Below are 15,807 nucleotides of genomic sequence, written 5' to 3'. Positions count from 1 at the left end.
GAAAACGCTTTATTCTGACCTTATTGTTTCATGCTTCCCGAATAAGTACAACCTATAATAATTAATATAGTTTACGTAGGAGGAATGATCATGAGAAGAGCGTTTATCAGTCCGACAAAATATGTGCAGGGTGAGAACGAACTGTTGAATTTGGGTTATTTTGTAAAGACATTCGGAGATTCCGCCCTGCTGATTGCCCATCCCGATGATGTTGCACGGGTGAAAGACAAGTTGGAGTCAACAAAACAAAAATTTAATATAACGCTAGTTGAAGGCGGCTTCCGTGGAGAATGCTCACGGCAGGAGGTTGCCAGATTGCAAGCATTGGCCAAGGAGCATCAATGTGCTTGCACGATTGGCCTCGGCGGAGGCAAAGCGAGTGATACGGCAAAATGCGTGGCCGAAGGTGAAGCCCTGATCATTGTTCCGACGATTGCGGCAACCGATGCGCCGACAAGCCATTCTGCGGTCCTCTATACTCCGGAAGGCGAATTCGATGATTATGCTTATTTCAAACAAAGTCCTAGCGTTGTCATGATTGATACGACGGTTATTGCCAAAGCGCCGACTAGATTCCTAGTTGCTGGCATGGGGGATGCGCTCTCTACCTATTTCGAAGCAAGAGCAACGGCGCAATCGTATTCCAATGTCAATGCCGGTTTGCCGTGCGGCGTTCGCGAAGGCGTATGTGGTGAAGCCAAAGGGACAATTACCGCGCTGGGACTTGCCAAGCTATGCTATGAAACGCTGCTTGAGAACGGGTACAGAGCGAAACTGGCCTGCGATCAAAACATCGTGACGCCTGCGCTTGAGAATATCATCGAGACGAATATTCTGTTATCGGGACTAGGCTTCGAGAGCGGCGGTTTGGCAGCGACTCACGCGATTCACAATGGCTTGACGGCACTGGAAGGAACGCATCATTATTATCACGGCGAGAAGGTAGCCTTCAGTACGATTGCTCAATTGGTGCTTGAGAATGCAGACCGGAACGAAATGAAGGAAGTGCTGGACTTTTGTCTGTCGATCGGTCTTCCTGTATGCCTGGAAGATATCGGCGTCGAGCATGTGACCTACGAGGAACTGCTTGAAGTGGCCAAGAAGGCATGTATTGCCGAGGAATCCATCCACTCGATGCCATTCCCGATTTCGGAGGAAGCTGTAGCATCCGCGATTATGGCCGCTGACCAATTGGGCCGTCAATACAAATGGAGTAAGGAGATATAAGATGAAGAAAATCATGAACAAACCGGAAACCTTGGTTAGGGAAATGTGCAATGGGCTTGTGCTTGCGCATCCTGAGCTGGCGTTCAACCCTAAATTCAAGGTGATTTCCAAAAAGGAGATCGATCAAGATAAAGTTACGCTGATCAGCGGCGGCGGAAGCGGCCACGAACCGGCGCATGCCGGATTCGTTGGACAAGGCATGCTGGATGCGGCCGTGTGCGGCGATGTGTTTGCTTCCCCATCCCAAATCCAGGTGTATCAAGCGATCCGCAGCTCCGCGAGCAATAAGGGAACGCTGCTTATTATCAAAAATTACAGCGGCGACATCATGAACTTCAAAAATGCGGCCCACCTCGCGAGCGAGGACGGCATCCAAGTGGATTATGTGAAGGTCGACGATGACATTGCGGTTGAAGACAGTCTCTATACGGTAGGGCGAAGAGGGGTTGCCGGAACGGTGCTCGTTCATAAGGTAGCCGGAGCGGCTGCAGAAGCCGGGCTGTCCCTTCCGGAAGTGAAAGAAGCGGCGCAGCATGCGATTAACCATGTTCGCAGCATTGGCTTCGCGTATACCTCCTGCACTGTGCCCGCCAAGGGAACTCCGACGTTTCATATCGAGGATGACGAGATGGAGTATGGCGTCGGCATTCACGGCGAACCGGGAATCCGCAGGGAGAAATCGGTTTCTGCAGATGAGCTGGCGCAGCGGATGATCACGTCATTGCTGGACAACTTGCAGATGAATGATGCTCCAGAGCATGAAGTGGCCGTATTAATCAACGGGTTTGGCGGCACGCCGCTGCAGGAGCTGTATTTGCTGAACAATTCCGTCATGCGCGAATTGGCGTCCCGGAACAAGCGGGTATTCAAAGTATTCGTCGGCAACTATATGACCAGCATCGATATGGCAGGCGCATCGGTGACAATCATGAAGCTGGACGAAACGCTCAAGAAGTGGCTGTCTGCACCGTGCGATACGCCGGCACTGTCGGTCAAGGGACCTTTTGAACCTGTGATTTATACCGAGGTTGTTCACGAACAGAAGTCAGAGAACGTGGTATCGTATAAAAACAATACGGATCCTGCCGCAGCGATGGTAAAGAACAACCGGCTGACCTTGCAAAATATCATATATCTGATCGATCAAATGAGTGAGGTCATTATCGAGAACGAAGTACCGTTCTGCGAGCTCGACGCCCATGCCGGAGACGGCGATTTCGGCATGAGCGTTGCCAAGGGCTTCAAGCAGCTAAAAGCGGAATGGGACGATATTCTGACCCACCATCTTCGCGATATCGGCGATTTCCTCGACGCCTGCTCGATGATCATCATGGAGCATTGCGGCGGGGCTTCCGGACCGATCTGGGGATCCGCATTCAGGGCGGCGAGTAAATCTGCCGGTCAGAAGCAGGAATTGTCCGTTCAAGAGGTTGCCGATATGATGCAGGCCGTTGTCAAGGGAATTCAGGATACGGGCGAACGATCGTTCGGAAGAGGAGCCGTTGTTGGCGACAAGACATTGATCGATGCGCTCGTGCCTTTCGCGGATGCCTGGACGCAGAGTGCGGAGCAAGGCGTGGAGATGAAGCCGGCAGCGATGAAGGCGTCCGAAGCGGCGGTTCTCGGCGCTCAGAAGACGGCAGACATCGTTGCCCGAATGGGAAGAGCAGGCACCGTCGGCGAACGCAGCATCGGATACCCGGATGCGGGGGCGTATGCGCTCGGGGTTATTTTCACCGAGCTTGCTAAAGCGATGAAGTAATCTGGAACGTAGTTATGTTCCTGTCAGGTACGGTATACTTGTGTGGTGTCATTAATAATGAGAAAATTCCCAAAATTGATGAGGAGAACTATTCGGGCCGCGGAAACTAACGAGCCTAGTGGAACGGTTTAACAATTATGTAAAATGTGATATAACCTTAAAGGAGTGTAAAAACACAGATCGGTTGGTAGTCCGGTCGCACAGGGTTAGCTCTAGTGTCAGTGACCTTCCCCCCTCGGGATGTCCATCACTCCAGAATAAACAGAGGGGGAGTAAGTGTGAAGCTTACCGTATTGTTTGATGAAAATTGTAAGTATTGGTGTGATTGAGCAGGAAGAACAGGGACGTCTAAAAGCTTGTCGTCATATTTTTGGTAACGAGCCAAAGGAAGCAGGTCTTACAGACTTGCTTCTTTTTTTAATTATATTTTCTACAAGCTAAAGAATTGGATATAGTTCAATAAACTAACGGGAAACGATAGCTCAAAATACAACGGCAGCAAGATCGTAACTGCATGCTAACGGACCAATTATTTTCTTTACTTAATAGAGGATCGAGACGTATAATTCGTTCAGACATCGGAGTGAGAAGAGGAGAATTGATTATGAACAATGGGTTAGTCAACGCAATTATCGCGTATATCATGTGGGGGGTTCTCCCGCTTTATTGGAAGTTGTTTGACAATGTGCCGGCAGGCGAAATTCTGTCACATCGGGTTGTCTGGTCGTTCGTCTTCATGGGTATTCTCGTCGCCGTCCAGCGCCGCTGGGGTGACATGAAGCGAATTGCGGCTAGCCGCTCGCTCCTGCTGTCGGTCGCCGCCAGCGGACTGCTGATCGCTGCTAATTGGCTCATCTTCATCTGGGCCGTCAACAATGGCCATGTCGTCGAGACAAGTCTCGGCTATTATTTGAACCCGTTGCTGAACGTGCTGCTAGCGGTCGTCTTCCTTCGTGAGAAGCCAAACCGCGGCCAATGGCTCGCGATTGCTATCGCTGGTGCTGCGGTGCTCATCATCGCCATCGACTACTGGATCTATTTGGCCGCCGTGGGAAAGACGACGGCATGGACGCTGCCTCCGTCCATGTTCGTCGAACTGCTTCTTTCCGGCGTGGTAACGGCACTGCCGCTGCTCTTCTTTGCACGAGCGGCCGCCCGGATGGCGCTGTCCACGCTCGGCTTCGTACAATACATCGGGCCGACGATCATGCTGTTACTGAGCGTATTCGTGTTCAAGGAATCGGTCTCGTCGGTTTTGCTCGTCGGCTTCGCGCTCATCTGGACAGCGCTCGTCGTATACGCTGCGGCATCGGTTCGCAACACTAAACTCGCGAAGGCGAGCTAACGGCAAAGGCGCACGGTACCGTCATAACGGCCATTTCCGTCCGATGGGGCGGGAGATGGCCGTTTTCCGTTTGTGGTGTTATCCTGCATACCTGGGCACACTACGTTTGCCGTGACTAGATCTATATTGAATTAACATTATATAAGGGGTTAAGCTAACGGGAAAGGTTAGGTCAATCAAAAAGAAGAAGGCAATCGGTTTATTCTTAGACACCGATCAAAATGGAAGAATCGATTGTTCTGTATATAATCGGATGTGTAAGAACTTACTTATATAAGCAGGCCTACCAAGCGGTTTCTATGGTTCCAACCAACATTCGTTTTGTTGATACTGATCATCAAGCGGATTATATCGGTGGTGAAATTATCTGGGAGCCAGGTAAGGGGACGATGCCGTAGAATCTCCAACCACAGATGCTTATTTGATGGCGCAATACGCATATATTATTATTACAATTGTTAGATTTTTAAATTTTCATGATGGAATCTCAAAGTAAGATTATGTTTACCTTTTCGTACTATAAATAAGAAACAAGCTACCGATAAACGATAGTTTGTTTCCTTTTAAAAACCGTTTTCTATTATCGGAAATCATCCTTGTGTCCGCCAAATTGGAAACCGAATTGACCACTATAACCGCCTAAATGGCCACCGGCATCCAAGCCTAAACCATGTCCCCCACCAATATGCGCGCCGGTATAACCACCGATACCATATTTTCCACCAAGATATCCACCTGCATGAACTCCCATCCCATGACCACCACCGAGTTGGCCGCCAGCATGAACTCCTACTCCATATTCACCACCGAGATGGCTGCCAGCATGAGCTCCTATTCCATGGCCACTCCCGAGATGACCACCGACAAAAATGCCTGCTCCATAATCACCCCCAAGCTGGCCACCAGCATGAACACCAATGCCACTTCCGAAATAATTGCCATTAGGAGGATAAACGCCATAATATGGTGCAGGATACGGATAATAAGATGGTTGAGGGAATCGACTACATGAGCATAAATAGGGGTTAATTATCATTAATAAGCCTCCAATCTGATCGATGATTGTAGCTTATTCAGAACTTATAAATCATGATACTTGACCATTGCAATATAGTCTAAAATTCGGAATATAGGTTCGTGAGTTATCCAAACATTGTATAATAGTGGGACTGGACCGATAGTGGATAGCATAAATGGTCAAGAGATTAAAGGTGATTTTGTCTGAAACTAAAATTGAGGCCCATATGCGCCAAAAGCCGGTATTCGCAGTCGGAGATAAATGAGATATGTTGCTTTCAGCTGCAGAGTAGAAATAAATAAGTTCCTCATTAGTGTGATTACACTTGTGGGAAGCTTATTGTTGTTTTAGGCGCTGATTTGGTGTAAGACTAGAGTATGAAGTGTGAGATATAGGAGAAGGTGACAATGGCAAATATTAATGATATTGCAAAGCGGGCAGGAGTATCCGTATCAACAGTATCAAGGGTGCTGAATCAACATCCTTATGTATCTGAATCGAAGCGGGCAGCTGTGCAGCGTGTGATTGATGAAATGGACTATACGCCAAATCGCTCAGCTGTCGATTTAATTCGTAAGGAAACAAGAAGTATCGGTGTGATCATGCCGTACAACAACAATCAAGCCTTTGATCAACTGCTTCATGGTGTGCTTAATCGATCGGTCGAGCGTGATTATTCCGTGATGGTTCTGCCTACAAAGTACGATCCGGAAAAAGAGCTCAGCTGCTTAAATATGTTGAAAAATAAACAACTGGATGGAATCATCATTACCTCTCGCTCAAACACTTGGGATGCCATTGTGCCATATACCAAGTACGGGACGATCGTCGCATGCGAGTTTACGGATCATCCTGAGATTGGCTGTGCCTACATGGATCGGTATGCATCTTACGTAGACACGTTTCAATTGTTAAAGGATAAAAGGCATTCACGAGTCGCTTTTACGACAGCAAGAGGAGAAGAGAGTAATAGTACACAGCTAACGATAAAAGCGTATCAGTATATATTTGGCGATCTGCCGCCAGCATACCATATCAGGGATTGCTACAGCATGGATGACGGGGTAAGAGCGGCACGACAACTACTTAATATGGATCTTAGACCAACCGCTGTTTATGCGAACGGCGATGAGGTTGCGACAGGTATTTATCAGTATGCAAGGAGCATACAACTAGGGGTGCCAGAGGATCTGGCGATCATTGGCCAGGAGAATCAGCCTGTCGGGATTGGGTTACGCCTATCTACGGTTGATCATCAATTGGTGAAAGTCGGTGAACAAGCCTTTGATCTTACAATTAAGAAATCAAAGGATAAGGTAGAGATTCCTTATCACATCATTGTACGGCAATCGATATAATTATTGACTTACAATCGCTCCATGCATGGTATTTTTCAATGATCCAGCCCATCATTTTATATTTGGAGGATATTTATGAATCAACGTTTTCGGATTACAAGATCCATGAATGCAAACACTAGTAATCAAGAGATTTCATTGGAGGAATGCCAAGCTTATTTTTCATCCAAGGCGGATTTCACATATCAGACGGTGCTGACTGTTAAAGGGGAGGAGAGCACCATGTCTGTCGAAGGGGATTTCTTTATGTGGAAACATGGAGAGGCCCTTATTCCATTTAGACACTATATGGGGGAGTTGTACATAGCCGTCTCCCATCAAGAAATCGTACCCCTCATGATCGGAATTGCAGCTGATTTACGGGCAGATATCGTAGAAGGGTAAGGAATGAAAGTTGCCATATGACAAGATTTTTAAACTTAAAGGCCGCATTCTTGGTCATACCCCTGTCAAGTAGACAGAACTAAAAGAGAGCTTTAAGCAGCAACCGTTTCTCGGTATTCCACCGGGGAACGGTTGTTTCATTTTTTCTGAAATCGTTCTCGCCGTGTCGTATTGGCAGATGACTTTTTCCTCTTGTCTACTAGTCTAGCAGGGTAGGTACATGACGATTCCCCTCCTGGCTTGGACAGCTTGATGGAGCAAAATATGTAACATATGAAACCTGATAACAGGTTCATATGTTACACATTCTCAGCATCATACTTCAACAGGGATCGCGGAGATCCGGATGAAAAAATGATGATAGCAGCGGGATCGCGCCGGACAGACGGATGACAATGCACATCTTACACATTTACGATGTCATGCCGTCTTCTCTACACTTTGGAATGTAAGCGTTACCTGTTAACCACTGGAACGTGATGTACGTGAGTGAGCCAGATAACCTGACATGAATCGATATGTAAGAAAGGAGGGGAAGCATGAGGGGAAAAAGACTACTTGCTGTGATATCCGGAAGACGTTCCATCCATCGCGAAACGAAGCCGCCTAATCAAGGTGTCAACCATACGTCTCTCGGTAAAAGAATCAGGGTGAACTGGGAGCTTTATCTGTTCTTGGTGCCGGCCACACTGTATTTCCTTGTATTTCACTATGCGCCGATGTACGGTATCCAGATTGCCTTTAAGAACTTTATCCCTAGCAAAGGAATCATGGACAGTCCATGGGTAGGCTTCGATCATTTCGAGCGTTTCTTCAATTCCTACTATTTTTGGGATCTGCTCTGGAATACGTTCAGCCTCAGCTTCTACGAGCTGATAATCGGGTTTCCGCTACCGATCATCCTGGCGCTTGCTTTCAACGAAATCCGTACGGGTCCCTTCAAGAAAATGGTTCAGACCGTTACGTATGCGCCTCATTTTATATCCGTTGTGGTCATGGCGGGTATGATTATTACCTTCTTATCACCGTCCACAGGCATACTGGTCCAATTCATCAAATGGATGGGTTTCGACGCGCCGAACTTTCTGTCGGATCCGGCCTGGTTCAAGACCGTATACGTTCTGTCCGGGGTCTGGCAAAGCACCGGATGGGGGACCATTATCTATCTGGCTGCGCTGTCCGGTGTCGATCCCCAGCAGCATGAAGCCGCGATTGTGGACGGAGCCAGTCGTTTCAAACGATTGTTGCACATCAACCTGCCGGCCATACTCCCAACGATCACCATTTTGCTGATTCTGAACATTGGTAACATTCTTACGATTGGCTTCGAAAAAATACTGCTGCTGCAGAACTCCCTGAATATGGAGTCTTCCGATGTCATTTCAACTTATGTCTACCGGACCGGTCTGGTAGACGCGCAGTACAGCTTCTCGACAGCCGTTGGCCTGTTCAACTCCGTGATCAACGTTATTTTACTGGTAACAGTCAACCGGATTGCCAGACGCACCAGCGAGAACAGTCTATGGTAGAAAGGAGGGAAGTACAATGGTTTCCGCTATGAAGGAATCGAAGTGGGACAAAATTTTTCTGGGCAGCGTCTATATCTATTTATCCATCGCTCTGATTGTTGTTCTTTATCCGCTCATTTATATTCTCAGCGCATCGATCAGCAGCCCGCAGCAGGTGAATTCGGGTGCGATGTGGCTGTTTCCCAAGGAAATTACCTGGGCCGGATACCAGCTGGTCTTCGAAAACCCGAAGATTTGGAACGGATATCTGAACACGATCGTCTATACTGGGATAGGAACGCTGTTGAACCTGGCCGTGACACTGCCTGCAGCTTATGCGCTCAGCAGGTCGGATTTGGTCGGTCGTCAACTGTTCTTGGGATTTATCCTGTTTACGATGTTCTTTACCGGAGGGCTTGTGCCAACGTATCTCGTAGTCCGGAATTTGGGGCTGATCAACACGATGGGGGCGCTCATTCTTCCTGTAGCAGCATCGGTATGGAACATCATCGTTGCCCGGACGTTCTTCCAGACGACGATTCCCAAGGAACTGCAGGAAGCGGCATATATGGACGGCTGTACCAACCTGAAGCTGTTCGTCCGCATTATTCTGCCGCTGTCCGCGCCGATTATTGCAGTTATGGCTTTGTTTTACGGGGTCAGTCACTGGAACAGCTACTTTCCGGCTCTGATCTATCTCAACGATGAGAGCAAGTATCCTCTGCAAATGGTGCTGCGGCAGATTCTGGTACTTCAGGAAATGACGGCGGAGACGACCGGCGCCGCAATCAGCGGGGATGCCGCCAGGGCAATGAGTTCCAAAGCCGAAACCGCATCGCTGATCAAATACGGGGTGATCGTCGTATCGACGCTGCCGATTGTCGCTCTCTATCCTTTTTTACAACGATACTTTGTCCAAGGGGTTATGATTGGTTCTGTAAAAGGATGATGAAAGCGTTTTATATAATATGAGCTTGAGTATACAAAGGGAGGAAACATGGATGAAGATGACAAGCAAAACTTGGAAGCTGGTGCTGACGGGGATGACAGCCCTATCTCTGCTCGCCGGATGCGGTTCGGCCAGCGATACGAAATCTGCCGGAACAAAGTCAACGGAAGCAGCCGCCGTAAATAAGGAAGGCTTCCCGATTATGAATGAGCCGATTACGCTGACCATGATGGCACCTGATGTCGGCGTTCAGAACTGGAAGGATATGATCGTGCTGCAGCAGATGGAGGAAAAGACGGGAATTTCATTCCGATACTTGAACGCTCCGAAGGATAGTTTTGATACGAAGAAGAACCTCGTATTTGCCAGCGGCGATTACCCGGATGTCTTCTATGCTGCAGGCTTGACGGCGGCTGAACAGATGAACTATGGCGAGCAGGGAATTCTGATCCCGCTTGAGGAGCTCATCGAGGAATATGCTCCGAACTTCAAGGCGCTGATGGACGAAATTCCGGAGATCCGTAAATCCATTACAGCTCCGGATGGACATATCTATTCCTTGCCAGCGATCGATTTAAGCCAGCACTGGTATCGCAACCCGCTGTGGTACAACGGTGATTTCCTGGAGGCCCTGAATATCGACAAGCTTCCGGAGACGACCGAGGAGCTCTATAACTTCCTGAAGCGGGTTAAAGAAGAGGATCCGAACGGCAATGGAGTCGCCGATGAAATCCCGATCTCTTCCGTGTCGACAGCTACGACCAATGCTCGGGATATTCGTACTTGGCTGCTTGGCGCTTTCGGCATCTATGAAGACGAAATTTATGTAGACGATAAGGATGTTGTTCATTATACCCCGATAGAAGAGGGCTTCAGAGAGTATCTGGTCTATATGAACCGTCTATGGAAAGAGGATCTGCTTGACCACGAAAGCTATTCGCAAACCGCAGAACAGAAGAAGGCCAAGGCACAGAACAATCAGGTGGCCCTGTTCTCCGACTGGCATGCCTACATGACCAAAGGGGGAGAACCGTCCACCAAAGATCCGATGTTCGCTCCGGTAAAAAGCGATCTGGTAGACAAGCCGGCTATCGCCAAGAACAGAGGGATTACGACTGGGGCTTTTGCCATCACGGTTACCAATCCTGCCCCTGAAGCCTCGATGCGTTGGGTGGACTACCTTTATTCTTATGAAGGATCGCTCTTTTTCAACAAAGGACCAGAAGGCAAGCTGTGGGAGTACACGGATGAAGCCAACCGTGTGAAGCGCTATTTGCCTGTGCCGGACGGGATGGAGATGGAGGATTACTGTGCGACTTTGACGCCAAACTACGGCATTCCGGCTCCTACCATCAATACGGACGACATTAATAAAGGATTGAAGACCGACTTCGATCAGTGGGTTGAAAAGGAAACGAAGGAAAAGTTGCTTGACCGCGGAGCAAGACCGCCGTTCCCTGCCTTGTTCCTGACCGTTGAAGAGCAAACTGAGATCAACAGCCTGAACTCGGATCTGAGCACGTATGTACAGCAGATGGAGGCGAAATTCGTTACGGGAGCAGAACCATTGTCCAATTGGGATAACTACCTGAACACAATGAAGAAAATGGGTGCCGACCGGGTCGTTGAAATCTACCAAGGTGCATATGACCGCTGGAAGTCGAACTAAACACAAAATAATAGAGGGCTTGATAAATCCTGAATACCATACAAATGTGGAGGCCTAGCCTATGAAAATAACGAGACATCCAAACAATCCGATCGTCGTTCCGGGAAAATACGAATGGCGTAAAGTCACTGTATTCAATCCTGCGGTTATTATAGACAACGGCAAGTTTTACATGATCGAACGTACCGCAGGCTCCCTAACGCCTTGCAAGAATGTTTTGGGACTGCTGGAGAGTGAGGACGGAGTGAATTTTACGCACGTGACAGACGAGCCGATCGTGACGCCAGACATGCTGGGCTTCCCATATGGAAGCGTCCAGGACCCGCGGATTGTCAAAATAGACGGCACGTACTATTTAAACTATGCCCTTAGGCCGTGCGCCATGAGTTACTACCCGACAGGAGCGGGCATACCGGAGCGTTCGATTCCAAAATATCCTGACGGCTGGGGGGAGGAGGAAGGCCACTGGCTCACCCGCTCTTCGATTCTGAAATCGGACAATCTGATCGACTGGGAATTCGTTGCCGATACGACACCGCTCGACATCAATGACCGTGACAACATTTTGTTCCCTGAGAAGATTAACGGAAAGTATGTATTGCTGCGCCGTCCGGAAGAATACGTGGGTGCAGCTTACGGAACGGACAGCGCGGCGATATGGATTACGTACTCAGAGGATCTGGTTCATTGGGAAGAGCCGAAGCTTCTGGCCAAGGCTGAGAATCCGGCCTGGGAATCCAGGAAAATCGGGGGAGCAACGCCGCCTGTGCGAACCGATAAAGGCTGGTTGGTCCTTTACCATGGCGTTGATGATCAGGTCGTTTACCGTGTCGGGGCGATGCTACTTGACCTGAACAACCCTGAGAAGGTCATAGCAAGGACGAAGAATTTCATTATGGAACCGGAAACCTATTATGAGAAATTCGGTTATCAAATTCCGAATGTGGTGTTTCCGACAGGAAACGTGGTCAAAGACGGCCTGCTCTATATCTATTATGGTGTTACCGACACTGCAATTGCACTGGCTACCGTGCCGATTGAAGAGCTGGTAGAGCATATCTTGAACGAACCGCAGTGAGTGTAGCGTGAGAGAAGTAGAAGCATTCGGGCCCTTTCGAGATAAGATCTCGTAGAGGGCCCTCTTTTTTATATATCCAGACCGCTCGAGCAATGTTGTTTGCGGTACTGACCGGGCGTCAGCCCGGTTTCTTTCTTGAATTTGCGGATGAAATTGGGTGCATCCAGATAGCCCACCTGTTCGATGATTTCCTTCAGAGGAGCGCTTGTCGTCACAAGCAGCCGAATGACTTCTTCCATACGCCTCTTCCAAATATACTGTGAGAAGCTGATCCCGGTCTTTTCTTTAAAGCTGCGGCTTAAGTAAGAGGTAGAGACGGAAAATTTAAGAGCCACATGCTCCAGGCTGAGCGTATAGTCGGCAAACTGCTGATTTACATAATGTACGATATCATCGATCAGTTTTGGTGCTGCTTGCTCATGGTTCCGTTCAACCCTCTCGCAAACCTCCGTTGTGAGCGACAACAGCTTGTCCTCAAATTCCTCCAGCGTCTCAAACGACGTATAGTCCGAGATGTTGGTGAACGCTTCGTTCATTCCAACCTCAGAAGCGGACCGAAGCAGTGCGTTCAGCAGATCGAAGCAAATGCAGCGCAGCAGATGAATCTGCAGCGGTTCGCTCCGAATGGTCTCCATCATCTCGGCGATCATCTGCACAGCCACCGATTCGTTGCCTTGCTTAAGGCTTTGCTCCAGCTTGAGGAGCGACTTTCTTGGAAGCCACACGCCTTTGGCGACAGGATGATTCTGCTCTGCCAACTGGTCGAAATAGGTGATCCGGCTGCTGCCAACCATTCGGTGTTCGAGTGCGGTCGCGGCTTCAATGAAGGATTGGTTTAGCTGCCCCAAATCCCGGTAGGGCGTACCTACGCCCATGCTCGGATCGAGCCGAGTGTTCTCGGAGATCAATCCCTGGACCGCGCGAATAATCTGCTCCATTCGGAGCTTCAGCGAATCTTGACCAGGGTCAGGAAGCGATACGATCAGCGCGAATTGATTATCGGCTGAGAATTCAACGCCATGGATATTCGCATGAAGCCCTGTTGGTTCAACATGGCTGAGTAAAGCTTGCATCTGTTGACGATCATTCTGGATATCCTCGCCCTCATCGGTTTCTTCCCAAGACAGAATCACACAGAAATAAATGACTTGTTCCTGGGGAGATTCCAGCCCCGCTCCGGCGATCATTCGCTCGATTTCGGGATCATCCGGCTTGCCGTGTTTTAGTAGAAGCAGCATGCATTGATTGCGCACGAAGGGCTCCTGCATATCGATTCGGGTGCTGTAATCGTGAAGGGTCTGACGAATCCAATCCCATTCATTGCGCGTTTTGGGCTCTGGGGTATCGTTGACTCTGAGCTTGGCGAATTCCATCAAGTCCTTAATCGGGTGATATTGGCGTCTAGCCAGTACAAAAGCGGCGAGCACTCCGGTTATGACGGCGATGCCAAACACCAGCAGAATGAGCGTCTGGACATGAGCGACCCGGCTGAAGAACTGGTAGCTTGGCATGATGGTCATGTAGTTCCAGCTATTCTCCCCGGATTTGACGGATACGACGGAGTACTTGTCATTATTCAGGGAGAGATTGTGTATGCCCGCATCAAGCGCAGCCAATGACTCGAGGTTCTCTTGAGACAGGGTTACGCCATGATTGCTCGCCGTAAGCACTTCGTCATGTTGATTGAAAATGTAGCTGCTCCCGGTGAAATCGCTAAGAATGGAATCCATGACCCCGGTAAGATTGGATTCTTTCACCATATATACGACGCTCCCGTACGGATAAGGGGCATTGGGCTTAATAGGTACGATTACGGTCAGCATCGCCTCCTGCCTGGAGCCGTTGATCGTAACATTCTCGGCAGGTCGTATGAACATCTGATTCGTTTCGTTCAGAGCAATGATGATATCCTTCAGACTCCAGTTCTCATACCGGTAAAAGGAATCGAACGTAACGTTAACATTCGTCAGGCCGCGGTAAGAATAGATAACCGGGTCGTTATGATAGTATATGAAGATGTCTTCAATGATGCTGCTGTTTGCCTTATAGTTGGCCAAAGCTTGTATGGCTTCCACTCTGTAATAATCATCACGGACCATATAAGGGGTTAAGCGTCTGTCGTAAGCGATTCGGCCGGAAAGCTCTCGAAGCTCCGCGATCCGGGAGTCGATGGTCATTTTCACCTGGTTCAATTGATTGATGTTAGATTGTTCAATCTCGGTACGAAGCCCGCTGACAGCGCTATCATAAACAAATATCGTTACCCCCGTCAGGGGAATTAGAAAGATCAGAATATAAGACAGAACGTATTTTAAGAGCAGCTTCGACTTAAAATGATTCCAATTTATTCGGAAAGTGAAGGTGGATACGATGAATGATTTAAGCTTGTAAATGGTCATTTGGATGCATTCTCCATTGCATTCTTTTCATGTCATGCGAACATCCGATTTCATCAACAACGACAGGGTTATCTGAAACATTATATCATTATAATAATTATTCAGAGGAATATTTAAGAATAAATTCATCATCATGATTCATTACATGACATAACTCGTAGTTTCATCGTTTCAATGGCTTCAGTTAGTTACGCTCGTCTTCGCATTAGAGGGGGATTTTGTTATGATAGGGACAAGAAAATAATGGGAAGTGAGAGAAGCTGTGGACAAAAAGGCAAAAAAGGTTTTACTTCAAACGTTCTGGTCATCCAGCGGCTGGAAAAGCAGTTCTTTGCCGTTCGTTGGGGAGGACTTTGATTACGCAAAGAGCATGAAGCTGATGTTCGACCCCATCACCATCGGGCATGATGAGCTGATCCAGCGGCTTCATAGCTTACATAAGACGGTTACTAAAGAAAGGGCTGCTGTCGCATTTCTGCACAGCCTGTCCACGAGACAAGTGCATCTGCGAAGCGCGCTTTCCAGTTGGGCGCTGACATCGCGCCTGTCTCTTCATCAGTACGAAGGACGACGCTCGGCCATGCCGAATTACAGCAGCTGCGGAGATTGTAACCATGCCCGGCTGCAGTCCGACCGGGATTACGTGAATGCCGACCTGAACGTGCTGAATTTCGAACGGGTCAAATGGGGAGGCATCCGCTTGAATCAGCTGATCTACTGCTGGCTCGATATTGAGCTGTTGAGCCATGAGGATGGCCTGACGGTGGACGAGGAGGATATCGCCATTCTGAGGAAGCTGATTGCAGCCGTCGACGGATGTGCTGAAACAGAAAGCCCGCGTCATCTCGAAAAGCGGTTGAAGGATGTTCTGCCTTCAAGCAAGTATGAACGAGACGTGCTGATGGAAGTTCTGGGATATGCCGGCGTGCTGGTTCCGAAGGATACGCCCCGCACGCGTCCGAGAAGGGACGACGATTTCTTCTCGATGTCGGAGTGGCAGGGAAGCGACGGGTATTCCACTGAAGCGCTGCAGTTTTTTTTCGGCGAATATCTCTAGACCGCGCTGCATCATGATAGGTTACAGAATGCGTACCGGTTTAGGATTTTAAG

13 protein-coding genes are annotated in these 15,807 nt (G+C 48.7%); 11 read left to right on the top strand and 2 right to left on the bottom strand.

Annotated elements, in window-relative coordinates:
* Positions 1–90: 90 nt before the first annotated feature.
* The 4 genes from AC0VZ8_RS23235 to rarD all read left to right on the top strand — a co-directional run bounded on the left by AC0VZ8_RS23235 (position 91) and on the right by rarD (position 4,334).
* Positions 91–1,227, top strand: a complete 1,137-nt coding sequence (locus AC0VZ8_RS23235; RefSeq protein WP_475484559.1) for a glycerol dehydrogenase — start codon at positions 91–93, stop codon at positions 1,225–1,227.
* 1 nt (position 1,228) lies between these two features.
* The gene (gene dhaK, locus AC0VZ8_RS23230) at positions 1,229–2,989 is read left to right on the top strand and encodes a dihydroxyacetone kinase subunit DhaK (protein ID WP_475484558.1); all 1,761 of its coding nucleotides are present in this window, start codon (positions 1,229–1,231) and stop codon (positions 2,987–2,989) included.
* Positions 2,990–3,289: 300 nt separating this feature from the next.
* Positions 3,290–3,430 carry a DUF2992 family protein gene (locus tag AC0VZ8_RS23225; protein WP_475487745.1) on the top strand — a complete coding sequence of 47 codons (141 nt, stop codon included), beginning with the start codon at positions 3,290–3,292 and terminating at the stop codon, positions 3,428–3,430.
* 163 nt (positions 3,431–3,593) lie between these two features.
* Positions 3,594–4,334: an EamA family transporter RarD gene (rarD, locus tag AC0VZ8_RS23220; protein WP_475484557.1), complete on the top strand. Its 741-nt coding sequence runs from the start codon at positions 3,594–3,596 to the stop codon at positions 4,332–4,334.
* A gap of 580 nt (positions 4,335–4,914) precedes the next feature.
* On the opposite strand, the gene AC0VZ8_RS23215 is transcribed toward rarD, so the two are convergent.
* A complete protein-coding gene (locus AC0VZ8_RS23215) occupies positions 4,915–5,370 on the bottom strand; it encodes a hypothetical protein (protein ID WP_475484556.1) in 456 nt (151 codons plus the stop codon).
* 389 nt (positions 5,371–5,759) lie between these two features.
* On the opposite strand from AC0VZ8_RS23215, the gene AC0VZ8_RS23210 reads away from it, so the two are divergent.
* The 6 genes from AC0VZ8_RS23210 to AC0VZ8_RS23185 all read left to right on the top strand — a co-directional run bounded on the left by AC0VZ8_RS23210 (position 5,760) and on the right by AC0VZ8_RS23185 (position 12,298).
* Positions 5,760–6,710: a LacI family DNA-binding transcriptional regulator gene (locus AC0VZ8_RS23210; protein WP_475484555.1), complete on the top strand. Its 951-nt coding sequence runs from the start codon at positions 5,760–5,762 to the stop codon at positions 6,708–6,710.
* Positions 6,711–6,785: 75 nt separating this feature from the next.
* The gene (locus AC0VZ8_RS23205; protein WP_260066076.1) at positions 6,786–7,094 is read left to right on the top strand and encodes a hypothetical protein; all 309 of its coding nucleotides are present in this window, start codon (positions 6,786–6,788) and stop codon (positions 7,092–7,094) included.
* Between the two features lie 539 nt (positions 7,095–7,633).
* Complete coding sequence (locus AC0VZ8_RS23200; RefSeq protein WP_475484554.1) at positions 7,634–8,623, top strand: ABC transporter permease; 990 nt, start codon at positions 7,634–7,636, stop codon at positions 8,621–8,623.
* A 16-nt stretch (positions 8,624–8,639) separates the two neighbouring features.
* Positions 8,640–9,551: a carbohydrate ABC transporter permease gene (locus AC0VZ8_RS23195; RefSeq protein WP_475484553.1), complete on the top strand. Its 912-nt coding sequence runs from the start codon at positions 8,640–8,642 to the stop codon at positions 9,549–9,551.
* A 52-nt stretch (positions 9,552–9,603) separates the two neighbouring features.
* Positions 9,604–11,220: an extracellular solute-binding protein gene (locus AC0VZ8_RS23190; RefSeq protein ID WP_475484552.1), complete on the top strand. Its 1,617-nt coding sequence runs from the start codon at positions 9,604–9,606 to the stop codon at positions 11,218–11,220.
* Positions 11,221–11,281: 61 nt separating this feature from the next.
* Entirely contained in the window at positions 11,282–12,298 is a 1,017-nt protein-coding gene (locus AC0VZ8_RS23185) for a glycoside hydrolase family 130 protein (protein WP_475484551.1), read from the top strand.
* A 68-nt stretch (positions 12,299–12,366) separates the two neighbouring features.
* On the opposite strand, the gene AC0VZ8_RS23180 is transcribed toward AC0VZ8_RS23185, so the two are convergent.
* On the bottom strand, positions 12,367–14,697 hold the full coding sequence (locus AC0VZ8_RS23180) for a helix-turn-helix domain-containing protein (RefSeq protein WP_475484550.1): 2,331 nt from the start codon (positions 14,695–14,697) through the stop codon (positions 12,367–12,369).
* A gap of 262 nt (positions 14,698–14,959) precedes the next feature.
* Here AC0VZ8_RS23180 and AC0VZ8_RS23175 point away from each other — a divergent pair, with 262 nt between their 5' ends.
* Positions 14,960–15,754, top strand: coding sequence for a hypothetical protein (locus AC0VZ8_RS23175; RefSeq protein ID WP_475484549.1), 795 nt, complete (start codon positions 14,960–14,962; stop codon positions 15,752–15,754).
* Positions 15,755–15,807 lie beyond the last annotated feature (53 nt).

This window comes from Paenibacillus sp. QJM3NY_38 (assembly GCF_056173265.1).
The sequence above is the reverse complement of the archived record's forward strand: the minus strand, read 5'-3'. Positions and strand labels throughout refer to the sequence as shown.

Bases quoted from the DNA above. Each gene is read 5' to 3' on its own strand.
- AC0VZ8_RS23235 (WP_475484559.1), top strand. From the start codon at position 91: ATGAGAAGAGCGTTTATCAGTCCGACAAAATATGTGCAGGGTGAGAAC.
- dhaK (WP_475484558.1), top strand. From the start codon at position 1,229: ATGAAGAAAATCATGAACAAACCGGAAACCTTGGTTAGGGAAATGTGC.
- AC0VZ8_RS23225 (WP_475487745.1), top strand. From the start codon at position 3,290: ATGAAAATTGTAAGTATTGGTGTGATTGAGCAGGAAGAACAGGGACGT.
- rarD (WP_475484557.1), top strand. From the start codon at position 3,594: ATGAACAATGGGTTAGTCAACGCAATTATCGCGTATATCATGTGGGGG.
- AC0VZ8_RS23215 (WP_475484556.1), bottom strand. From the start codon at position 5,370: ATGATAATTAACCCCTATTTATGCTCATGTAGTCGATTCCCTCAACCA.
- AC0VZ8_RS23210 (WP_475484555.1), top strand. From the start codon at position 5,760: ATGGCAAATATTAATGATATTGCAAAGCGGGCAGGAGTATCCGTATCA.
- AC0VZ8_RS23205 (WP_260066076.1), top strand. From the start codon at position 6,786: ATGAATCAACGTTTTCGGATTACAAGATCCATGAATGCAAACACTAGT.
- AC0VZ8_RS23200 (WP_475484554.1), top strand. From the start codon at position 7,634: ATGAGGGGAAAAAGACTACTTGCTGTGATATCCGGAAGACGTTCCATC.
- AC0VZ8_RS23195 (WP_475484553.1), top strand. From the start codon at position 8,640: ATGGTTTCCGCTATGAAGGAATCGAAGTGGGACAAAATTTTTCTGGGC.
- AC0VZ8_RS23190 (WP_475484552.1), top strand. From the start codon at position 9,604: ATGAAGATGACAAGCAAAACTTGGAAGCTGGTGCTGACGGGGATGACA.
- AC0VZ8_RS23185 (WP_475484551.1), top strand. From the start codon at position 11,282: ATGAAAATAACGAGACATCCAAACAATCCGATCGTCGTTCCGGGAAAA.
- AC0VZ8_RS23180 (WP_475484550.1), bottom strand. From the start codon at position 14,697: ATGACCATTTACAAGCTTAAATCATTCATCGTATCCACCTTCACTTTC.